At 46.9% G+C, this 26,682-nt stretch carries 1 protein-coding gene; it reads right to left on the reverse strand.

The features are described 5' to 3' along the window. Positions 1–82: 82 nt before the first annotated feature. Entirely contained in the window at positions 83–26,533 is a 26,451-nt protein-coding gene (locus Kalk_RS11330; protein WP_101894356.1) for a calcium-binding protein, read from the reverse strand. Positions 26,534–26,682: the final 149 nt, after the last annotated feature.

The following is a 26,682-nucleotide window of genomic DNA, read 5'->3' on the forward strand; positions in this document are numbered from 1 at the left end:
CATTGCAGATACAAATAGTTTCTTATCTTCTGGATTAAGAACTACCTTCTTAGACTGATCTGAACTCATAGTGTTTTCCCTCCTAATCCAGGTAAAGCTTTGTAAAGTCGTCTGAGGCTTTGAATTGCTTAACTGTGATATTTTCAGAGTGCAATCGCCTCACACTGTCTTTCAATAGTTGATATCGCTCGGTACTTGTGAGATCTGGAGCCAACTTCGCTGCCCGATAACTCGCTTGAAACTCATCCAAATACGAGCCAGGAGCAAAGTCTCTTCCCGCCAACGTCGAATATCTATGACCCACCACTTCATGGGCTAAGGTTGCTCGCATAGACAATCGATCTACGATAGATGACGCCACACCAGTTCCTGGATAGATATCGGGACCGACAAAAACTGTGTCTAATAAATCACTATAGTTTGATGGCGCGTCATAGCTATAGAATCGAATATTATCGGCGTCGGTGCCCAGTACTTTTGCATAGTCCAGAACATCTTGCTGCTGAGCACTTGTTAGTAGTTCGGTGTTACGATTCGCACCGCCGCTGAACCTCACATTATTGTTTGGAACAACCAAATTGTCAAACTTACTAAACGTTGGTTCAGAAATAACAGCAGGAGGCATGGAACCATTTTTCGTTCCACCACCAATCGAACCAGCAGCCCCCCTTCCACCACCACTAGCAGATCCGACAGTATCAAGGGTATGTACTCCAGCCATTCTACTGAGCGCTCCCACAGCCAACAACACGTCAATAGCTACATAGGCTTTTTCCCTCGATGGTGCATTCTTGAAGTTCTCGTAGCCTGCTTCAATTGAATCCATCGGGTCAAGAGCAAAGCTAACCATTGAGTTTACAAACGCCTGATTTACCTCCCTATTTGTTCCAACTCGTGCCAGGGTAGTAATACCTTCACCTGCCCTTGCCAGATAGCCTAAGGCTGCCCCGACGAAAGCTGCTGGAGCCAGCGTCATGGGTGAGTCAAAATTCCGTAAGACCATGTCGTCATAGGCAGTGGGGAAATTACCATACGCAGACGATAGACTTTCAAGTCCACCATCGATAGCGCGCATAAACTCGCTGTCTTCGAACCGCTGGATCATGTCTTTCTGGCCAACCGAATTGGAGAAATACTGAGCAGGCGAGCTTTCCTGAACGTCTACTACAGGGGTAGCGGAGTACGTTTTCGTAGATTTCGTCGTTCGTACGGGCTCAGTGGTATACGCGTCGTATTGCTTCCCATCCATAGGCGCTGCAGAAAGGTTGTTACCTCCACCGGCAGCCACTCTTGCATGCAGCGTATAGCTTGAATCATCCAATGGTTCGACGTTCAGATCTATCCATTCAGTTTGCTCTGTCGCAAGGCCAAGTACCGTTTGGCCAGTTTGCTTGGTGGCAGAGAATTCATAGCGACCGAAATACTTCGTTGTGAAATCGACTGTAAACGAGCCGTTACCCTTATCTCCTCCACCTATTGTAGGTATTTCGCCCCCAAAAGCACCAGACTCGGCCATATGCATAATCCGTTGGACTATTCCATCGCGCCCAAAACCCTCTTTCATATCCGCTTGTAGAGTATTAGTGATGTCTTGAGCGGAGATACCACTGTTCGCAGCAACTTCAGATCCGGTACGTTTAGCGCCGCTAGCCGTATTTGGATTGCTGGCTCCTGTTCTGTTGCTATCTTTGATCGCCTTGGCTAACGCTTCCAGTGGGTCCATTCCGGAAGAATTTACGGCGGTTTTTGTCTGATTTTGCTGTAGATTCTGCTGAGTTGGCGCCCCACTCAATGCTGCAGCACGCTGCTGATTCTCCGCATTGACCTGAAGATCAGCGGCTACCTCCAACTCAACCTCACTGCGGGTCAATGAGTTCGGTTGATTGGTGGTTTCGCCTGCATTGCCGATGCCAAAGAGGTCGGATAGTACGATCTTGGAGAATTCAGATAAGCCAAGCTCTTTGCCTTTTTCTACTTTTTCAGTAGGAGCCGCGGCCCCCAACCCTTTCAAGTAACCGCCTATGGAATTACCAACGAGGCCGGACACAAATCCAAAGGCATCCGGATCGCGATTATCGATCAGTTTGTCGGACGCCACACCCACTACCGAACCAATTGCGGTGCTGGCGAAGCTTCCGCCCAGGCCCTTGAGATCCAGTCCACCGGTCACCTCTTCTGTCACCGAGCCGCCAAAGGCGGATGCTGCCACGCTGGTCCAGCTAAAGCTGGTATCCAGTCCGGCCAGTTTATCACTTCCGACTCTGGCGGCGTACATCATGGCACCTTTGACAAACTTCACACCAAAGCTCAGTTCGCGAACAGTTTTCACCCCTTCAGCGGCTTTAGCACCTTCTTGCAATCCTTTGAAGTAGTTGCCAATACCTGCTGTGGCCAGGGAGGTTAAGCCACCGGCAAACGCTTCACGCAGACTGACATCGTCTTCGCGCAATCCTGCTTCTTTCATCAGGAACTGGCCCACCAGGGAGCCGACTACGCCACCCAGGAATATGGCCCCGACCGCTACGCTAGTCCCCACAGCAGCTCCGGCTACCGTAGCAGTTCCCGTAGTCAGCAAGGATGTGCCTGCCGCCCAGCCGCCACCGGCTGCGGCACCGGCAGTAAGCACTGTCACCACGATGATTATGATTATGATCACAATGGCGTAGATCAGCTGGGTGAAGATGCTCTCACGGGGTGCATCCGGCGCCGGTGTGGTTGGGCTCAAGTTGCCCAGTGCCTGGCTTTGATTGAATGGCTTGAAGGTGTCGGTACTGTTGTGAATGGACTGAGCATTGGGAATCTGCAGGCTTTGCCCTTCAAACAGATGCGCGCCAGGTTCCAGACCATTTGCCTGGGCAATCACGTACCAGCGGCTGCTGTCACCAAAGACGCTGGTGGCGATTGAACTCAGGGTATCGCCGCTTCGCACCGTGTAGGTGGTATTGCCTTGGGTCGGATCAAACTGGGTAAAGCTGGCATCAAAGTCCGCCGACTGCCGGGCATTTGCGATTCTGGCATCACGCCGTTTCTGAATGACTGAGGCCTGTTCTGCCAGATCCTTATCGTTCTGATCAGCCGCGGCCTCTTGCAGTTGGAAGCTCTCTTTACGTTCACCCAGGGTGGCGGCAAAGTTTTTATCGTATAGGTTGCCATCGCGAATTTCGCCTACCTGCTTGCCATCGAACAGGAAGTAGCGATAATCATGACTATAATTGCCAAATCTGCGCAGGGTCGAGCGTTCTTTTCGATAGATGGTCTGACCATTGATGTCGTTCACATAGGTCTGCTTACGGGCACCCAAACGATCGTAGACTTCAACAATTTGGCCATTGGCATTGTATTTGAAGTCTGTGTAACCAGCTCCATCATCGGTGGTGCTGCGCACCTGCAATTGCTGAGCACTATCCCAATAGGTGTACTGGGTTGTCGAGCTCACCTCGCTGCTTGAATAGGAGCGCAGAACACCTGCCGAATCATAATTGAAGCTGGTGTCCTTACCGTATTTGAGATCGTCGATATAGGTCTGCATGCCATCTGCATCGTAATGATAACTCTCGTGTTTATAGAGGTTATCACCGGTGCTTCCACTTCCACTGTACTCTTTGAGCGTCAGCACGTTGCCCCAACTATCGTTGGTGCGCTCCAGGTAGGTTCGGCTGCCCACCCTGACCCGCTCGAGATGGTCGTTGTCATCGTAGGAATAGTATTCCTTACGCCCATCATGCTCCATTGCGAAACGAGAATGATCGTTATTATAAGAGAATACATAAGACTGCTTGTTAGCAAAGATGGATCCCGCTCCCCTGGCACCAAACAGCCTGCCCTGACTGATCTTCAGCAGGTTACCGTTGTAGGAATACCAGTTGGATTCTGACTGGCTTCCGGAGTCGGTGGTGTAGGTGGCATATTTGTGCCGGATGTTGCCACCCCGGTCATATTCATAGCTCAGACTGTATTGACCGGCTTCTTCCAGATAGGTCATGCGATCCAGTAAGTCATACTGGGCCGTGATCTCTTGGGTGAAGACATGCTTGCCCTGGGCATCGACGTGATACTGCTTTTCACCGATCTTATTGCCCCGACTGTCGTAGGTGTAGTCAACGAAGTTGCCCACGCCCACATCGTCTATGCCAACGATCTGCCCCCAACTGTCATAACGGTAGTAGACCTCCTGACCGGTGTAGATTCCGCCATCAGCCTCCTGCGTAGTGGGAGACAGGCTGATTTGCGTGATCATGTTACCGTTTAAGTCGTAGTCGTACTTGAACTCGTGGTCACCCAAATCGATGTGGTAACGTCGCTGGCCGAAGTAGTCGACGTAGTCATCCAGAGATCTTTCCGTCACCGTTTGATCCTGGTACTGCTTGATTTCCCGCCTCAGGACACCACCAATACCCACCAACGATCCCCCAAGACCTGCAATGGAGTTGTTCGCCGTTTGGACGATGTACTGGTATTGCGTATTTCGACCTTCAAAGGACTGCACGTTGGTTAGACGGCCTAGCGCGTCGTAGGTGTTGGTCTGGGTGACGGAAGCAAGGATGCTTGATCCATTGCGATACACGTCCTTGGTTTCCGTCAACAACCGGCCCGTACCATCATAGGTACGAACCAATGTACCTTCTATGCCCTTGCCGGTTATGGACACCTGAATGTTTCCGGTGGCGTACTCATAATCGAAGGTTTTGCCATCCGATATCAGAATCTGCCCGAACTCATTGTAGGTGGTTTCCTCAACCCGAGAACCTTCCTGTTTGAGAGTGACTTTGTCCAAGTTCCATTCTTGATTGATCATCACTCCATTGGCATCTTCTAAATATATTTGGCGGTTGAAGCCATCATAATAGAAACGCTGATCCGGCCGTCCGTTAACAATCATGCCATTTTCTTTGGTCCACTGAACGTCCGGCAGCACCCTACGTATCAGGTTTCCGCGTACATCATACTCCATGGTGACGATGGCTTTATCCGCATCGTTTGCTCCATAGGTATACTGGTTCGCTTCCTCCACGACATTGCCGAATACATTGTACAACTTGTCACTGATCACCGAGGCCGGTAAAAACAGACCGGATGCCAAGATGTTTTGCAAGCTGGTTGTGTAAGTAGGCGTACGTTCAGAAGCCGGCACGTTGTTATGAGATAGGATGGAAATGGATCGATTCGTATCGCTAGAGATCGAGAACCGACCAGTCACATTATTGATGAGTTCGCCATTGGCATCATACACCAGATACTCATAATCATGCTGGCCTGAAGGCAGGCTATCCACATCCATCCACCATTGGCCACCAACGGCTGCCTGTGTGGCGAAAACACTAGTGTAAGGCACGCCGGTGCCCGCTGGCCGATGCCTTAATTCAACCCTGGTGGCTTCTGCCGGTTGATCCAACACTTTCAGCATAAGCGGTGTGGAGAACCGCATGGTGCCGGAACCATAACGATGGGTATCCTCGTACTCCACACCATCCCAACTCGCTTTGGGCCTCGGTGTTTTTGGCTTCTTCACACCTTTAAATGATACGTCGCCAGAAGACCAGAGCTCCCAAACGCCTTCCGCGTTTTTGATGTAGATATTGACATTGGTGAAATAACGGTATTTGTCAAGTTCGTTATAGCTGAGCCTGGGATCGCGCTCTTGGTGGCCAAAACTTCCCAGCAGGTTAAATGTTCTAGGTCCAGACCCAATCGTACTGATTATTGGATCAGGGTTGATTAAGTTCGCCGACCAGTTATTTGACCACTCAATCTTTATCTCACCACTGTAATCCGGAATTGATGGTACCGTGAGGGACAGATTCGTTAACAGGTTCTCCTTGGTACCCATATCGGAAGAGATATCCTTCTTGTGCCGGGTCACATGCACACCCCAAGAGACACTTATTTGGGATTCGGTCTGCGAGCCCAGACTACCTCCCACGAATTCAGGAAGATCGATCGAAACCACTCCGGCGTCGGGCTCATCTATCGAACTGAACAATGCATCCGTATCGACCGCCAGCGTTTGCACTAATCTATTGTTACTATCATAACGTTTGACGGTTACGCTGAAGCCATCGGAGTGGGATTGTTGATAGCTGAGGATTTCCGCAAGCGTCATGCTGCTCAGGTCAATGCCTGCAGCAGTGATTTCAAGGGTTCGATTACCCGCAACATCGTAGTAATAAACCTTATCAACGCCATCCTTATCATTGGTTCGAACCAGGCGACCGAGTTTATCGTATTCGAAGTACTCCTGATCCTCTCCGAAACTGCCTCTCAGGATAATCTCGCCATGGGCATTGTAGGATTGGTTACGTTCGTCCAACAACGCGCCCACATCAACACCATCCCACTCATAGGTTGAGCGTTTGGTTTCCCGTCCCAACCGATCATATTCGATGTGAATATAGGAGTGGGATACATGATCCCAGATATCCTGCAGATTACCGCTGCTATCATAGCCGAACGCTTTGTGATCCTTATAGCCTTCAACCGTTGAACGATCTGTGGAGGTAGTTTGCTGGTAGTTGACCGCACCAAATTTGTCGATCCCTTGTTCGATGGCAGCTTGCCCGAAAATATCGTACCCGTAGTTGATTCGGCGGGCATCAAAGCCAGTTTCATACGTCGCCGTACTCGTCAACTGACCCAGCACATTAAAGGTTTGCTCTACGGTCTGCTGTTCATTCAGCACATATGAGGTGCCCGTAGTAACAGCGCCCACAACCTGCTTGATGAGATTACCGGAGTGATCGTATTCAAATGTTTTTACGATGTCCCGTAGATAATTATTACCCTCACCCAGCAATACGTTCTTGGCACGTTCCTCTGTTACCCACCCATAGGCATTGTACTGATATTGCACAACACGGTTGTTGGTATTGGTAGCCAATGATCGTAGCTCGATTGCACGCTGAATATTGGTGTCTGAAAGATCACCTCCAACCCAAGAGAGGTCAAAGCGATCTTCATATTGAGTGACCTGGTAAAGGTACCCACTCGCGTGATACTCCCGCTGAACCAGAGCACCAACGCTATCGATGGTGAACACCTCGCGACCGTATTGATCATAGACATGATGAACGCTATTGCCTTTCACATCGATGTCATTAATCAGTCGACCATTAACATCGTACTCATAACCTATTACGACGTCGCTCTGATAGAAGCTCTCACCGCCCTCAACGTCGGTATTGAAATGGGTGACGCTGAGCGTACGCTCTTCAATTACTTGTCTGGCTTGATTAAAGAGGAAGGAAGCCCCACGGTAGGCCGTAGGGTTGACTGCGGCAGGAATCGATACGGGCCGGGTGGCAAACACGCCAACAGGCTCATCGTAGGTACGCAGTTCAATGGCATTGTTTTGCTTATCCAGCACGGTAGTGTGGAGGTAGCCTTCGGCATCAATCGTTGCAATGCGTTGATTCAGGCCATTGTAATAGTGATATGTATTATTTACGCCACCTTTAGTCTCCACAATGGTATTGCCATGGGCATCGTACTGATAGGAAGTCACAGTTCCAGTGACATCCACCTTTGACTGTATCTGGCCCAATTCATTGTACTGAATGGTTTGCAACGCCGGACCACCAGCGTAGCCAATGGCCACCTGATTGCCAAACTCGTCAAAGCCATACTCAGTGAAGTAGTAATCACCGCCATCAACCGTCAACCCTTGTGGCGAACGCTGACCTACGCGATCCCCTCTGGCGTTATAAATACTATAGAACACGTCTGATTCACTATCTGCAGCGGCTGCGAAGAGCTTGGTACGAAGTGAAGTCTGATTACCGGCGCCATCGTAGGAGAGAGATTTAACCCTGCCAGCTACGTCTGTGTGCGAAATCAGTCGGCCCATGGCGTCATATTCGAAGGACTCGATTTGAACACCAGAGCTGATGTCACTTAACAATGACAGCATAGCGTCCAGGTTGGTTAATGAATTAAACTGCTCAGTCAGTACGTTTTTGTGGTAACGAGTCTCCAGCTTATTACCGACACCATCATAGCTATGCTGCTTGGTATAACCTTCGGCGTTGACTTCAATGCGCAGCCGGTTATTGACGTCATAGAAGAAATATTCGTTAGTCCCATCAAAATGCGTCAACCGGGTTACATTACCAAAGGCATCGTAGGACCGATAGGATGTCCGATTCTGAGTATCGGTTTCTGACACCAAACGACCATGCACATCATAGGCTTTATGCACAGAATACAGATCCAGAATTTCTTGAAGTTGCTCCGCCGTTAAATTGGTAGCCAACTGCGGCATACCCAGGCGCGTACGCATGTCCATGGCCCACTCAGAATCACCATACGCCAACTCAACACCCGACATATTTACTTCTGTAATGATGTTGCCAAACTCATCGTAGTAGTAGAGTTCACTGGATTCATCAGCTGTACCAAATGCGGACGTCACCTTCACCAATTGCCCACGATCGTCGTAATAGCTACGAGTAACCTGCTCATCTGCAGTTTCATACGCCGAATGTTTCTCCGTCATATTACCAAAAGCGTCATAATAGTATCGCTCATTAGTAACAATCTGACCCGCACTGGATTCAATCCATTTCTGTATTAAATGTCCTTTGGAATCGTAATCATAGGCTACCGTCGACGCCGCTCCTTCGGGCGTTGTGCTGACCCAGTCAGTGCTGTAGTCAGTTAATTGCTGGTAGGTGTACTCACGCAGCACATTCCCATTGGAATCGTAGGTAAACCGGGTAACATAACCCTTGCCAACGTTCACTTGGTAGCCTTGCAGGTTAAACACCGTGCCTGCCGCATCAACATCCATAGGCTGGAATATCGCGGTAACACGATCGAGCGCATCATAGGCAAAGTATTTGGTAAATCCGTTCTTATCGGTTATCTGAACTCTGTTACCACGGGTATCATATTGATACTGCTCTGAGTAACCCAGCCCATCCTCTATACTGATCAGTTGCCCCAAATGGTTGTACTGATTAATGGTAGTTCGATTGTCTGCGATCTGTTCTGGTGTTAGGGTTATAAGCGCCCCGAGTACTTCGTCACGGGCAAGTGAAATATTGTCTAAATCTATTGCAGTCGCGTATTCTGTTTTCTGCACCACCTGACCTTCAGCATCGTTGGTATAGTGAACCACGTTGCCCAGCCCATCTACCTCAAACTCCAAGTACCCACGACTATCATAAAGATAGGTGACCTCATTCCCCACATTGGTATTGAGCGTTCCATAGGACGCAAATACAAAGTCGTCATAGATGCCAACAACGCCTTTGCCCTTGATCTCATGATGCAATCCACTTGCCGTATCACGATACTGGATAACCATGTCATAGGTATCAGGCTGAATCAAGGCATGCTCAAATACCAGCACACCATCTTGATAGCCTGCTGGAAGATAGGCGTATTCCGAAGCACCTTCCAGCTTTATCCCGACCATTGTCGTTGCATTTAGATAGGGAGGCAGTCCGGCTATCTGGTATGTTCCAACCTCTTGGCTCTCGGCACCCACACTGTAGTCAAAGCTATCCAGCTCAGTGACAACTCCCTGAAAATCGTAGGCCCGGATCTCAAGATGGTATTTGCCCGTTGGCAAAGGAGAACCTAGGTATAGATTGATATCGCCATCAAACTGGCCTTGCGCAAGAGCGCTGTGATTGATATAGGTGAAAGCAGAGGCATTCACGATATCATTGGAGTCGATACTGTTGACTAGCACCTCAACATATTGGGCATTTTGCGCCACGGCCACACTGAGATAACTCCCCAAGGAACTGCCCTGCGAGGACGAGGTAGCTATTGTATTACTATCGATTGACGCGGTTAATGACTGCTCCGCAACATTCGGCGAACCTTCAAATGAACCAGTTATCTCATGTTTTTCATTACCAAATTGGTCGGTGATTATGAGCTGGTAGTCATGAGAAACATCATTAAGAACCTGGTCAAAATTAACAACATAGTTTCCACCAGATAGAATAACCGGAACATCGAGATAGGTTTGACTTGTAGCTTCCTTGTACTGGAATTTCACGGAATCACCGGGAGCCAACGGCAGCTCCTGCTGACTCCAGCTGATTACTTGTGAATTCCTGGTTGCAGGAAAGAGTTCGTAGTAGAATTGCTCTGTACTTGAACCCGTTCCGTCATTGTAATAAGTTCTTAGCTGTATATAGAATTGTTCAACTTGGAGAATATCATCGATTTTCTGCTGATCACTTAGGGTGATCTGGCCTACATAGTCATCCCCCAGTATCAATTGCTCGACATAAGGATGGGAAGTATAGGTGTGTAGCAGGTTACCTGTATCAATACCCCCGGCGCTATTTAAACCATACACACTGACTTCCACCCGATCGATCGTCGACAAATCAGTCGAAGCAAAGTCGTAGGCAATCGAGCTCCCTGTAGTAAGCTCTTCCGCGCTGTAGTAAGTCGAACTCAGCGTTCTAGAACTGCTGGACACATCGTATGAGGTGCTGAACCCTCCGGACATACTTCTCAGTGACTCACCATCTTCTCCATAAAAATCGACTTCATAATAGTAGGTGGTGCTATCAAGAAGGTTTTCCATATAAACATGAACAACCTGCGAATCGCCAAGATTCTCGCCCCCGGAAAGGGAAACCGATCCAACGTGCCAAATGTCCGAACCATTTTCTCTGTATTTAAATTCGGCTTCAGTGGCAACACCAAGTGCTGGCTGTTCCCAGGACAAATACACCGGATCCACCGGGCCTTCTGGATCCACTTCAGACAAGACGAGTGAATGCTGTACTCGAATCGTAACATTATCAGCCCAGTAACCATCATCATTACCAACGGGTATGTATCCATCTATGGGATTAAAGACACCCTGAGCATCATCGGCCGGCCCTGTAACAGTAGGATCAATTTCACCAGTTTGATAGTTGCCTTCGGCCGCATCATTACGTAATTCTATTTCTATGCGGTAATAACCGCTATCGAGATCAAGATCTGTGAGGTTAACCGTTCCATCCCAGTTTGTGTCAGCATGCCAAATCCGACCAATAACATTGGAAACACCATTTTGATCCGCTACCGACATAACGTCGATAACTTCACCCAACAATGTTTCTCGTGATGAAACATATTGATAATCGGTCAAAGTGTCAGAATCAGGATCCTCATCCGCTCGGTATATATGAGCGATCACCGAGGTGGGATACTTACCAGAACGGGAGTAGTAAGAATCGATATCAATGGACAGGCCATTCGCGTTCGTCTCCAGCGCATAATCCACTAGCGTAGAATAATCACCAATAACGAAGCTGCTGGGATTGGTATACGTATCCGACACACCCACAGTGTGAAAATTAAACGCAGCCCCACTTGAAGACACCGTAACAGACACAGAATCCGTTTCCGTCACCACACCAGAATTCAGCCCAACATCCAGTAATTCATAGGGCTGGGATACGCTTGCGCTGCTACCCACTACTTCATTGGTGATATTTAACGTTACTGTATTACTCGTAACAACGTCATTCTTAATGGTGTTCTGAAGAGCGTACTCTTCGTTAGAACCGATAGTTTTTATCTCTGAACTGACAGTAGTCTCCGAGCGGATCGTTTCCCCTTTCAACAAATCTATCAATTCGTCGTAGCTCGTTGCATCGCTAACGACGACCGCATACTGATAGGTGATTTCCTGTTCCTTCAACCCAACAAAATTATATCGGTATTCAGTGACATAACCGGAATCATCAACGGTGAGTGACAGTTTGTCAGATTGGTCGTAAAAGTAGCGCGTTACTTTGGTGTCGCTGTCATCCAAGTTCAATCCTGCAACATGCAAAGAAAACGCTTGATAAAACTCAGAGTATTTGTCAGTTGGTGAGCCTAGCTCAAAGCTGTCTACCGTAAAGGTTTGGTAGTATGTTTCCTTGACCTTGTTACCATTACCGTCGTAGTCATACGACGTAACGAAGCCCCCAGTATCTACCCGATATCTCACCCGATCCAACCCATCGTACAAGTTGCGACTTTCGAGATGTTCGTTGAAATCAAAAACCGAAGAGTCTAAAGCCTGCAAATCAGCAATAAGCGCTTCTTCAGAGTATGAGCCAAAACTAGCGACAAGCGCTAAAGGCAAAGCATCTTCAAATCGTTTTTCTTGAACCTGGTTGCCCAAAGCATCAAAAACATATTGGGTTAAATAGCCTTGGGAATCTAATGTGAAGGCTACGTTACCATTGCGATATCGAACATACTGGGTGACCTGAGGCTGTACCGCGCTATTTTGCACCGCAAGTAGAAGCAGACCACCCAACTGTGCTTCCTTGTCACCTGTCAATTGAACGCCGTATGCCAACCCAGTATCGACGCCTTCCTGGTAGTAACGCGTTTCACGAACCAGCTCACCACGCACATCGTATTCGTAGGACGTTACAAACCCTAGCGCATCAATAAAATACGCAGGTTTACCAAGATGGTTGTAAACCGTAGCAATGCCAACCGAAGAAGCATTTGCTGCCGATAGCACACTCTGTACTTCCGATGCACTGGCAAATAACTGGTAGGCAATGCGCGTGTCATAGAGCGCAGAGGCCTCTAGCTCTCCAAAGCTATTATAAGAATACCCCTTTACATTGGAAATCTGCGACTCATCGTAGGTTGATATTTCATAGACCAACTGATCCAACGGGTCGTAAACAAACTGGACCCGCTCTGTGTTTTCAAATGTCAACCCATCAAACCCCTGAAACTGTAGGGCCTGCTCCACCAATTCCAGCGTCAACGGAATCTGATAATCGATATCGACAGATACTTTATAAACTATGATCTCTTTTTGTTTGTCGGTATTGGTAAACACATATTCCGTAACGATATTATCTGGGTCAATCTCGTAAATAACCCTGCCCATGGCATCATATACAGAACGGGAAACCGAATTACCAGTTAAACCGGCTACGACCTCTGCAAAACTCTCATCCGATATGTCGGCCAACCCATCCAGCAATAACACTTCACCGTTATACTTGGTCGTACTCGCCAGTCGCCCTGCGTGATCGTACTGATATTCTATGACTTCCCCGCTGGATTGTATTTCGAACCGGATCTGGCTTTTCGCGTCATAAACATATTTGACACGGTTTCCGTTGCCATCCACTTTCCAGCTTAAACGATCCCATGAGTCATATTCGCTAACAACAGCTGAAAAACTGTCCACACCATAGTTGATGGTCTCAATAATCTGACCTGCTTTATTGAAAATGTAGTCCGTTTTGGAGAATTGCACATTACTGGACAGCAGCGCATTAAACTCGGATACATCCTGCGGCAGCGAATTGAGCGGTGACTCATACACTCCTACACTTTCAACCTCGCCAAACGCAGTGTACTTATATTCTGTTACGTAGCCCTCTGCATCGACGGAATAAACATGATTGCCCGACAGGTCATAGTAGTCAGCCGACCTCTCTCCGTCTAAGCCTACAAGCAATTCCGCAACAGATTGCTCGGTAACTTCGGCAGGCACACTGATGCTGTCATCATAAAACACGGTAGCCGTTATCTGATTCAGACTGTTGTAGATGTACTCTATTACGCCGCCATCATTATTAATATCAAAACGAAGATTTCCACCCTGATCGTAGACTTTATAGAGGTGTCGATCATTTGCAGAACCAGTCATCAAGAGTGCATTAACAGAAGCCACGGTGTTTTCTGAAGACAAAGAAGCCACATCAACTGAACTAGCATATTGATGTGAAGCAATCACAAGCCCCAGATGATTGTAATCAAACGAAACTACAAACCCTAAAGTATTGATATTGTATTTTAGTCTTCCATCTTCGTCGTAGACCAACCACTCTTCACTGCCATTTGCATTCGATCGATACACTTCACGGCCTAGATTGTCGTATACCGAGTTTCTGGTAACCGATAAGCCTGCTGGATCAGATATCGTAGCGACACGATTGCCCATTGCATCATAGCTGTAACGCACCGTTTCAAAGGGCTGAACTGAATCCAGATAGGCTGTTGCCACATCCAAACTTATGAAGGTAGCGGCCTCCACACGCCCTGAAAATCGATCGGTTTGTGTGAGATCACCTAGTTCGTTATAGGTGTTACGGATGATATTTTGGTTTGAATCAATCTCAACTACTAAGTTGCCAGCTCCATCATAAAGAGATCGGGTTTGTTTATTGTCAGCCCATCGTTCTCCGTACCAAGGTTTATCCTCGTATCCATCGACAAACACACCCCGCTCCGCCAACCAGAACTTAATCAGGTCACGGGTTGGTTTCGCCTCATCAAACCCCGCAAAATCCTTCTCAAGATCTAACTTGTCACGATACTCAAATGTATCCAGGATATTACCCCAGCGGTGTGAATGAACCACCAATCCCGATGGCTCTACCGTAATGGTGGACAAACCCGACGCACCCGAATAGTACCATTCATATCGATCCAACCCGCTGGGTTGAATCAACTCTTCCAATTGATCTACCGGTGTACTTACGGTTATCTCACTCATATCCAATCGGTTGGAATATGATATCGTTTCGGTTCTATTCCCTATCCCATCATATACGTAGCGGGTTATTGCACCGTCCTGCGACACACTAAAGATCAGACGACTTGCAGAGTCGTAATAGTTGAAGGAGGTATGGCCCTGACGATCCACCACGGAAACCAAATTACCAACAGCATCGTATCCGTAGATTTCCGAACCCATGAAATTGATTTCTGAAATCACTCGTCCAGCGGCATCATACTCCCAAGACGTCACTCTATCCTGGTCAGACACGACTAATATCGACTCAAGCTCAGATACGGTGACTATCAATCCCGGAGTCAATTCGCTCACTGGTGAAGACAGTTTCGCTTCACTGGTACGATTACCTATATCATCATACTCATTCTTAGTGACATAGCCTTCGCTGCTGACACTATAAATCAATCGCCCCAAGGTGTCATAAATGTATCGTACTTCTATATCACGCTCATCTGGAGCAGCAACCAACGCCATCACTGATCCATATGCACCATCAGACTGCATATCAATCGTGGAGACATCTATCGGCTGATGACTGGTGCGTGTATAAATGACTCTTCCACTGACATCGTACCGCCTAAGTGTCACCGTGCCCAGAGCGTCAACCACCAAACCCGGCCGTCTATATTCATCAAATAAGGTAACGGTTCGCCAAGATGCAGAATCAGATGAGACCTCAGGTAGTCGGGATTCAACCTGCCCTATAGTCAAGGAATTTTCATTGAGCCCGGACAGCTCAATTGCATCCTGAAATTCGACTGACGATAACAGATCACCATTATCATCAAACAGATTTTTAGTCACTCCGTTATCATTATTGATACGGTATATTATTTGGCCGTCTGCATTATATACCGACAGCTCTCTCATATCATTTTGAGCATCTTCAATCAAAACTGAGGCTATGGCATCAATGGTAAGCGCCTCAGAAACGGAAGTTGCTGGGATAACGTGTGCGAATCGAACAACCTTGGTCAACTTAGAATTCAGATCATACGCATACTCAGTAATTTGGCCCTCGCCAGTTACTTCGTATTTTAGATTGCCAACTTGGTCATAGACGAACCTTGTACTGTTTCCATTCTCATCCAGAACATGGTCCACTTCCTGATGCCTTGCATCATAGTGATAGACTTTCTCCAGAGCCATCCCATCAGGATCTTTGACTTCTTTGACCAATCTATTTAGATCATCAAAGTAGTAATCTTGTATGAAGCTGTTTTCCTCGCTCAGATCCGTTCTAACTTCCCTTAATACATTCCCCAACCCGTCGTAGACAAATAAGCTTTGGGAGCTTGACGCATCATTGAGATCACTACTAAAACGTTTAATCGTTACCGCATTACCACTGGAATCAAAAACGGTTTCGGTGAGTTTTCCAGCAGGATCAATGGCCGTGACTTTTAAACCCTGGCCTTCATAAGCGTAGCTCGTTGACAATGCTTGACCGTCAGCATCCACAACCTCAATAGAGAGTTTTCCGGATGCGTCGTACTGGTAGTGTGTTCTTACTCCGTCTCCGTCATATACGTTCTTCACTTTCCCATTCGTGTAGAACTCAGAGGATTCCAACAGTACCAAATCATTGTTCGACAAACGTTGATAAACTCCTTCCAGATTGCCATCTTTGTCAAACTGGAACTCCATCACCTGACCTTTTCCATCTTCTGTTCTAAGAGTTTGGCCAAACCGATTGAAGTATGTTTTGTTGGTTACACCTGAAGGAGTAGCGATTTCTATACTACGCTCACTATCATCGTAGCTGTGGATTATCGTATTACCCAGCTCATCACGGTAACTGATTTTTCGGCCAAATACGTCGTAAGATGTGACGTTATCTGAGTGGATTACATCGTCAGCCTGCAGCCGTTGCCTGATAACAGTACGCCCATCATCCTGATAGACATATCGTACTGCCTGACCATAACCATTGCGCTCCTCAACAACACGCCCAAAGGCGTCATATTCTGTGACTTTGACTGTTTGAGAACGCTCCCCAACCGTCGCTGCTACAATCTGATTACCGCGACCGTCATACCCATATACCTGAACCAAAGTGGACTCTGCCCGTTGGAGATTGGTTACACCCATCGCAACCATCTCTTGGTGCCGGGAAATCAGTTCTCGATGAGCATTGTAGAGAAATTCTGTGGAATAGCCCTCCGCGTCAGTTGCTTGTACCAGTTGCCCAAGCGCATCGTAGCGATAGTCAGTTTGGATATCAGCACTTGGGTTGGACAGTGATAACAAAGCGCTCTCTAATTCTGATGTAACGTCTCCACCCAACAACCCTGCAACATCAGAGGGTGATAACCGATCCCAGTACTTGACCTTCTTTTTCAGGTCTCCATATACGCTGTATTCATTCTTGACGACTTCACCTGCACCATTGATTTCATAGAGGAGATGGCCAACATCATCGTAGTAGTAGTAGGTGGTTAGACCCTCAGAATCTACTTTACTAACCAACAAACCGATAGTGTTGTAAGCAAAGTGGGTTCCATGACTAACGTAGAGTGATTCCAGTTCAGATTCTGATGGATTAGGCAATAATGTCGCTGCAGCCTTTCCACTTACTTCGGCAACAACCCGGCCTTGAAGATCATATTTTCTCCAGACTTCACGAGCCTCAGTTTGGTCTGCAATGGAGTCTCCGAAACGCTGGTACGTAATATTACCTATCTCATCGTATTTTACCTCTGAAATAGTCCCTTGATAATCAATGCTCTGAGTGACACGATTCAGTGCATCGTATTCGCTTTGGGTTAGCTGATCCTGTGAACCAGATGCTCTTGATATGAGCGTATTTAGAGTGTCATTATCAACATCAAAATCGGTTACTGGGAGTTCGTAACGATGCGCATCAAGCAGGTTACCAACACGATCGTGACGATATTCTGTCAACACATTATCAAAACCGAGGCTGCCCCTTAAGCGTCCGAAGGAATCATAAAAGTGATGCCTTTCCCAATTGTTACCGCCTGAGGGCCTGAACTCGTCAATAACCGCATCGTCAGATAGGGGCAACATCTCAGTCTCATATCGCACTTCTTTTACCAGGCGCCCAAGACCATCATAAAAGGACTCGGTAAGATATCCGTCGGCATCCAGAACACCGGAAACACGACCCAGAGAGTCATAGAAATATTGCGTAGTTCTTGCCTCCGACTGATTATGGCCGCCAACTGTCGGCTTCAGGGTCAGCAGCACACTGTTACTGCCACCTTGATTGTCCACCAGGAATTCACCCGCACCTTCGTACACGGTCTGGCCAGTCACATTATCACAATAGGATACTTCGTAGGTGTGCACTCCAGACTCAAGCACACCAACAGGGAAAGTAAACAGTCCATTCTGAGCCACCACCTTGAAGGACGGCATGCCATCGACGGCCATATAGGCATCTACGTTGGAATTTATTGTTGGATCTGACCAGCTCAGAGAGGTAGATTGGATTTGTCGCGGCTCAGCCAGCTTGGCTAATACATCCTCAAATTCCCAGACGGTTTCTATACCACCATAGGTGAATTTTATTTGATGCACATAGCCAAGGCCTTTTGCATTCCCACTAGAATCGAAATATCGTTCAAGATAAATTATATCTCCCGTTTCTATTATTGTTAGTTTAAGAGCAAAGGTACTGAAAACATGATTCCGATCCAACCAAACACTTTCAGGAGAGATATCTGAATCAAACTGAACGGTATCTGTCTCAACATCCAATGCCGTATTTAAACTGTTATCTATATTTGTTGAGCCGCTTCCACGCTTTACAAAATAGAGATCGTTCCCTTCTTCCCCAGCTACGTATTCATAGCGGTCGCTTGAAGAACTATATTTGGAGTGGTCAATTACAATAACGTCATTACCGTCACCACCAAATATTCTGTCATTACCCAGCCCGCCGACGATATAGTCGTTACCGGAACCACCCCAAATTTCATCGCGCCCTTCAGCACCGTATAGCTGGTCATCATCACCATCTCCGTAGATGGTATCATCACCCCCACCCCCATGAATTACGTCTTGCCCTTGTAATCCATGAATTTCGTCAGCGCCGTTGTACCCAAATAATTGATCATCAAATCGGTAGCCACTAATTTGATCTGTACTTTCAGTTGGCATGCGCAACAAACTAAGCACATCATCAAATCGCCAAACCGTACCGTCAAAGAATCGGAACTCATCAATTCTAGGGTTCAGGGAGCTGCCTTCATCGAAGTATCCATCTACTTCAACCTCATCTCCGGTATTCGGGTTTGTAATTATAAGATGATTAGAACTACCATAGTTTCTAGTCAGAACAAAATCGCTGGGCAAGATTCCTTCGCCGAACACAACAACGTCTTTATGATCGCCTGTAGGTTTTGAATACTGATTTGATATATAGTCTTTTCCAAAACCAACATCAAACACGAATGTTGACCCCTCTTGAGCACCATAGAGCCGATCATCTCCTGCACCACCGTTAACCGTTACACTCTTCGCACCGCTTGCTGTTAGAGTATCGTCCCCAGCGCCCAGATAGATATAGTTGTGTGCTCCATACACATCATTAACTAAATCATCTCCATCTCCCGCGTAGACAACATCGTACCCCTGCCGGGGGTGAATACGATCAGATCCTGCACCTGCAAATATTAGATCGTCCCCAGAAGAGCCGCTAAAAACCTCACTTGAACTAGTTCCAACTGCAGCATTATGGCCCTCTTCTATACTAAAACTATCAGATAGCCCTGCACTTTTTGACTGCGTGAGTTTAACAATGTCGTCATAGTTTATGGTTTCAATAACCAGCCAATTACCATTCCCATCGTTAACCGTGATCTCTATTAGTAGACGATAATGTTCGCTTACAAAATAATCAGATATAGTAACTTGGTCAGACGTATCCTGGATTGATATTACCAAGTCACTCCCGGGTTTCACGAACTCCAGGTCTTGTAATTGTACTTCTGGCGCGAACCGCAATGTAGAAGATGGGCCTACACTATTACGTACAACGTCTTGTCCATCCCCAAGCGCAAAGATGATTCGGTTACTCCCCAAACCCATAGCCAAATAGTCATCACCGGCGCCCCCATAATATGTGTCATTGCCCAGCCCACCTGCTAGATAGTCATCACCGAGCCCACCGTATAATATATCATCGCCACGACCACCAATCAGTTCGTCACTACCCACTCCTCCCCATAGGACGTCATTTAAGGCACCGCCGGTGAGGGCGTCATTCCCATTACCGCCATTTATTAGGTTGACGTTATCCTCTCTGCCTCTGATAACGTCACGGAACTCACTGGCTTGATATACCTGAGTGGATGCATCAATTTGCTCATCGTCGAAATCGATATCTAAACCTACATAGCGCGGGGCATTTTCACTAGGGATTCTATTCTGAACTAATTGGGAAAATGACCACGGAATCCCATCCCCCCAGTGTACTATATCGTTTGCATAATTTTCATCGGCTTCGCCTGTGGTTGAATTTACAGCACTCCGAAATTCTATGTGATCCCCGGTACTTTTCAAGACGACAAATAGTGAGGTAGCGCTCTGCACAAGCCTTGAATAGCGTATGTCACTCCCCAACAATATATAGACATCATCGCTCCCGACACCATCAGGCATAAAATATTCGTCAATGTCACCCATGCTACTAATGTTTTTAGAGATGCGATCGGCCCCAAATCCATCCTCAAAGTAAAATTTGTCACTCCCATAGTCGCCAACTAACCAATCATCACCTTCGCCACCATAGAGCTCATCATCACCGTCGCCACCATAGAGATGATCATCACCGATTCCACCGTAGATAATGTCATCATCATCATCAGAATAAATATAGTCATTGCCCTGATCGCCATAAACCGTGTCATTACCATCACCAGCCCAAATTCTATCTTCCTCCTCCCCACCATTTAGAATATCATCACCACCATAACCATAAATATCATCTCGATCCTCTCCCCCATCAATTACATCGGCAAGTTCACTTCCATATAAATAATCATCGCCTTTTCCACCTTCAATAGTTCGAAAGGATTCGTCACTAACGCCCAAAGAATATATATAATTCGTATCATCATTTGATATTTGAACCAGCCGTGCAATTTTTTCCCAATCAAGCTCTGTAATTTGCTCTTGAGGGTTTAAAGGGTTGGGGAAGCTGGAATATGCGCTGAAAACTATGCGCTCAATAATTGATGGATGATCTACATTAGCGAACTGATCACTAACTACTAGAATATCGTTACTATTTATAACAATTTTAAGATCAGTGCCGCTTCGGTAATATGTAACCTCCTGCGGATTGATACCTGGCCCAAGAATCAATGTGTCGAAATTTGTGCCTAGGTAAGGCTGCCCCGACCCTTGTCGGCCTTCATAAATAACATCGATTCCGTAACCAATGTCAAAGTAGTAGGTATCGTCACCATAGTCACCATAGAGGTAGTCATTGCCCTCACCACCGTCTAGATAATCATCTCCATCATTAGTATCACCGCCACTACTAGAAGACGATCCATACAGATAGTCTTCACCTGCTCCACCGAATAGCTCATCAGAACCTTCTCCTCCATACAGATAGTCGCCACCTGCATCACCATATAGGATGTCATCACCAAGCAGACCCGATAGACTATCGTTCCCATCCCCCCCAGACAGCACATCTGAACGATCCCCAAATTCGTAGCCATTGAGGATGTCGTTACCCTTCCCACCTTGCAATGCCGTGAGATTCTCAGTAACCCATATAGCATCATCTGCATCAGATGGAATTGATACTAAGCTCAAGATATCATTCACGGTTAGCTGCTCACCGCTAGCAAACCGTATAACACTCAAACTGTTAACACCATTCGCTATGTTCCTGAAAAAGCTATCTACTGTAATGCTGTCATCTGTGCCCTTGAGTTGAATATAGAGAGCACTGTTACCACTGTACTCCCTGATCGTTAGCTTCAAATCAGACTGTTCGATATCCGATCCAAACAATATTATGTCCATATCAGCCACGGAATAGAATTCCGATGAGTCTTCTATCACATCTCGACCGAACCCTTTATCGAAAAAGTAGGTATCACTACCGGGGCCTTCTGCGTTTAGTGAGTAATGATTGACCTTGCCATTTAGAACATCATTACCTGACCCTCCGACTAGAAAATCTGAGCCAATACCTCCATACAACTTATCATTCCCAGCACCACCTAGAAGCGAGTCGTTACCCCAACCTCCTGTTATTTCATCATCTCCCAGCCCTGCGTTAATGTAATCGTCATAGCTTTGATCCTGGTAATATAATGCAATACTGTTAATACGATCTCCATCTATTCTATCGTTACCTACTCCTCCAAAAATCACGTCACTCCCTTGATAGCCGTAGTAGCTGCCCCCCCCATTACCCAATACGGCATAGTCGTCCTGTGCTGTACCATGAATATCTGCGGGAGAATCCTCCAGTGTAATCCATTCATTATCAACCGTCAGATCAATGAAATGGGCTGAACCAACGCCGCTGCCGACTTGAGCCACTTGAAGCTGTCCCGTCAGGCTGCGATGTACTTCGGATGGATTAGATTCAGAGACAAAGTCCAGACGATATTGATATGCCCCTGCATCCAAGAAGCTAAGATCCACTTGAAGCTCGGTGCCATTAGTCTGAATCGGATATTGGACAAAGTTATTTGCATCAACCTCGGAGAGGTATACGTTCATCACTTCGCCTGCGGCGACTGCGGAAACTGGCACTATTAGCTCTGCATGGTTATCCGCCTGGGATTGATAACCAATTTCAAAGTAGGGCATTGACGAGTCATATAGCACATCATCATTGCCGTCTTTAACCGAGAGTACTATCTTGTATTGGCCGTTTGCCAGCAAGCTATCACGAGACAAATTTACAAAGCCGGTGTATCCAGCATCATATGAAATTGTTGTGATTTGTTCCGAGACAAGTTCACCGCTCAGCGTTTCTACTCTAGCCGTAATGGAGCGAGCTCCATCTAAAGGTATTACGCCATCTGTTGCGGTATCTAGCGGCACCGTTAAAGCCAGACGCTTATCCACAAGATAACGATTGCCGTTCTGCTCCAAGATATCGAACAATTCCAGTTGATGGCCTAAGACGGACACATAATTTTGCTGGCCATTAGTAAGAACCGTTTCGCTTGAAACCGTTTTTTGTTCTTGAATCGTTTGCAGTTGATAGGAAGACGCCACAGAGGACAGATTGTACGGTTGAATCGGGTCTCGATACACAACGGGCTGGGAATAGTATTCCTCAGCCTGCTCAATGTATAACCTGTCTCCAGAATAGAAACTGTACCACGGGCCACCACCACGTGATTGCAATCCACTATGAATACTGCCCCAGCCGGTGATATCTTTAGGATAACCTATGGCTTCACCCCGCTCCGTTCCCTCATAATAATACATTGTCAATGTATCACCAGACACCACGAACTCTACCGAAACGGTAATATCAAATGGTCTCAGATCCTCAATCTTAACACCGGTTCCACTTGCCACATCGACAGCAAGGAACACATTATCTGCTTCTAAACGCAGCCCGTATTGGTTGCCTTGATCGTCCAATATTCCAAACCAACCGCGGGAATTGCTCGAATTCCTGCCACCTTGCAAGCTGAATTTGAACGTTACTTCACCCGAGTTTTGGTCGTACGTCCGCTCTCCCTCCAGGAGTGAATTCTGCCAAGAACCGTTTCCGGCACTGCGCTTGATATTCTGAAGTACCAGCTCACCGTTCTCCACATAAAAGAAATCAGAATCCGCCCCCGTGCCAATATCCCCGCTGTATCCTGAAGCATCAACGTCAAACGTCTGCCCCCATGAGCTATCACCGCCGCCATCTGGCTGCTGACCAATTTCATATATGAAAGTTTCCTGTGCTTGCCCACCTTCTTTTAGATGCTTTACTACAGTCACATCATATTGGCTGGGGCCAGCACCCAAGGAAAACCCTCCAGCGTTGGAAAGATGGACTTGCCCCTGATAATTCGCTTCCAGCCCAGGTCGGGTAATACCCGTTGACAACAAAGTTTCATCTAAATAGACAAACGCTTCGATATAATCAATTTGATCATATTCGGTGGGTGCGACGTAGCCGCCAAGCGACGCGCTATTAATCGCTGTTGTTTGCCATTCCTGGCGTTCATACACCATTTCAATTTGCTGGCTCTGGTTAGCTCCAGCTAAGAAATCCGCCGCGTTAGATTGACGGATGAGTATCCCGTTTGAATCCAATTCGCGCACATATAATTCGTATGCCCCGGATTGTATGTCAGCAATTTCCAATACAACCGCGTCATTAACCACTTGGCCTTGCAACGTTTGGGTCAACCCCGAATCCTGGGATGTATACACCATCTCAACTGAATAAGGCACGACATCGCTAGAGGGATCCCACGCCAACTCCAGGTATTGAGTAAAACTCAAACCACCTGTCACCATGTAGTCTGAAGCGGTTGTCTGCACTTCAACTTCCTGGACAGGAGAGCGGACGGTCACATATGTACCACTCCCACTGGTATTAGCGGCCGCAATCAAGAGCGCACGCACGCTATTTTCATTCAGACTTTCAGCAGCCGTACTAACACTAACAAATTGAGCATACTCAATTTTTTTAATCGTGCGACCAGCTCCATCGTAAACATTTTCTACGACAGCCCCATTCGCATCGATGCTGAATTGCAGCCTTCCTGCGTTGTCATATACCCAATATTCCGAGCGGTCTTCCAGCATATTTGCTGAGGGACGATAGACGGCAAAATCGTCGCCACTAATTGATTGCAGCACTCCACTTGAATCAGTGTTGACTATGCTTGAAAAGATAATTTCCGTCATGTGTTCTGAGTAAGCATGAGTCGCAATTAGCCTGCCTTCGTTATCGTAAACCCTCTCTTTAACTCCACCCTCAGAGTCTACAGTCACTATAAGACGATTTTCTTGATCATAGAAGTACGCTGTGACTGCCCCATTAGGTGCTTGTACGCCCACAAGATTGCCACGAGTATCAAAGACATGCTTAACTTCACTTAGCACCTCAGATGAATTGTTTAGGTTCACCTCAGTTACGGAAAATAGTCGCCCGGCAGAATCGAAGTATTCGTTACGCTGCAAACCGTTCTCAAGGGTTCGACTCACAACATTACCGGTATCGTCATACAGGAAGCTCTTGGAGCTTCCAAGCGCATCTATCTCGAGCAGTAGACGGCCAAGGCCATCATAGGCATAGAGGGTTTCAAAGTTATCCAGCTGGTGTTGCACATTACTCGCCCGCGTTAACGCGCTCTCTACGGGGCCTGCTATTGAACGAGAATCAACCGTTTTCAGAAGCTGGCCGGATTGATCATAGATATACCATTCTCTCAATTCTGTGCCATCATTGACCCCTTGCAGGCTCGCATCCACACTCCCATAACGCGTCACAGAGTAAACCTGACCCCGAAAGTCCAACTGAGTCTCCGTTAGCTGTATTGTTGGCGCGATAAGACTTGACTTCCATGCCTCTATCTCGTTCAAACTTATTTCACTTAACGGCGTTAATGCTGATATGTCGTAGGTATCCAGGAACGCAATGCTTCTAATTACCCGATTTACCGAAGTTCCAGCATATTCCGTTTCATGCACTCGACCTTCCGCATCAACTATAAAACGCGTTCTTTGCTGGTTATCGTATACGTAGTATTGGGTGATTGGATTCGACGGTTCACTCCCCTCATCCGGCTCCAGATAGCGGGTTTCAGAGAGCAACAGATTGTCTGCGCTGTAGTTTCTTGTCAGAACATTGCCAAGATCGTCGTGTTCTTCTGTGACCAAGCCTTGATCATCGACCACGTATTCTATGCGTCTCCCACTCGCATCAACAACTGCCGTCAGATCATCGCTATCATTGTATTCATAGGTGACTTGCGCACGATAACCACTACCTGCCGCAGGTTTCACCAGCTGTTGCAGGCGCCCTTTGGAATCAAAATAGTAACTCGAGGTATGCCCTACTAGATTGGCAATCGACGAACCGTCAAATTCAGTAGGGTTCATTACTTCAATTACGTCTGTCTGCGTAGTTGAAACATACTGGTAAGCCAACAAGGAACTGGCGTTACCTACGCCATATTGGATGGTCTTTATCTTTGCTTGGGCTGGAGAGGAGTCGTCATAGTAGGTAAACCTGACCTGCTCCCCTTGATCATTTGATATCAGACGTATTAGGTTGGTGGCTCCTATGTATTGATAGGTCGTTGTGAACACCTTGTTATCGGTGGTATTTTCCGGAGTCAGATCCACTATCACACCAGACAGACGATCACTATCGTAAGTATAGGATATGCGGGATTGTATGTGGCTGGCGGACGATACCTCCAAACTTGCGATGTTTGCAGTACTGGTGTGATAGGTTATTGACAGCGTCTGATTCGATGCTTGATCATTGATGGTTGCAAGTAGTGTTTTGCCTGCTACTAGCTGGTATGAGAAAGATAATACGTTACCTTCACTATCATGGGATTCACTTAGGCGTCCATAACTGCCATCCCAATCATATACTTCTTTAGCCGCAAGCCCGTCTTTGTGCCATTCCCACTGACCACCCGTAGTAAGCGTTAGAGTATCATGGGCGCCGACACCATCCGTTGATACAAAGTGGTCCCCATTCGCGTCAGTAAAACTGAACTCAAACAGCGCTTCATATCCATCTTCAGAGATTCTTTTTACGGTGCCAGCCTGAACGTCATAGCCTACTATGTGCTGGGAATAATTGAATATAAAGTGATCAGAGTTTTCGTTATCAAATTCTCCCCGGCTGTTGTAGGTCCTGAGCCAACGTGTATCGTTTCCCACCCCAACCAACAATTCGTCTCCGTTCTGTAAGGTGAGGTTGCCAGTAACAACGTTTACTCTTATTGCTCCATCAGCAGCCAGACCTCTATTTGGGATATTCCGATACTGATCCCCAAGTAAACTAATTGAACTGTTGAAAACCCCTAGACCCAAACCAGCAACATGAGATGCCATTGTCAATATCCTTTTTAATATTCTAAATCTGGTTATTTTTGCGACAACCAAGTCGCACATATAATTTGCTATGGGTAGTTATTCGTGGAAATCAGGAAATCGTGCAGGTAAAAATTTAACTTTTTTTGGAGAGGGGCAAATAAGTAAAT

This window comes from Ketobacter alkanivorans, assembly GCF_002863865.1.
Lineage (GTDB): Bacteria > Pseudomonadota > Gammaproteobacteria > Pseudomonadales > Ketobacteraceae > Ketobacter > Ketobacter alkanivorans.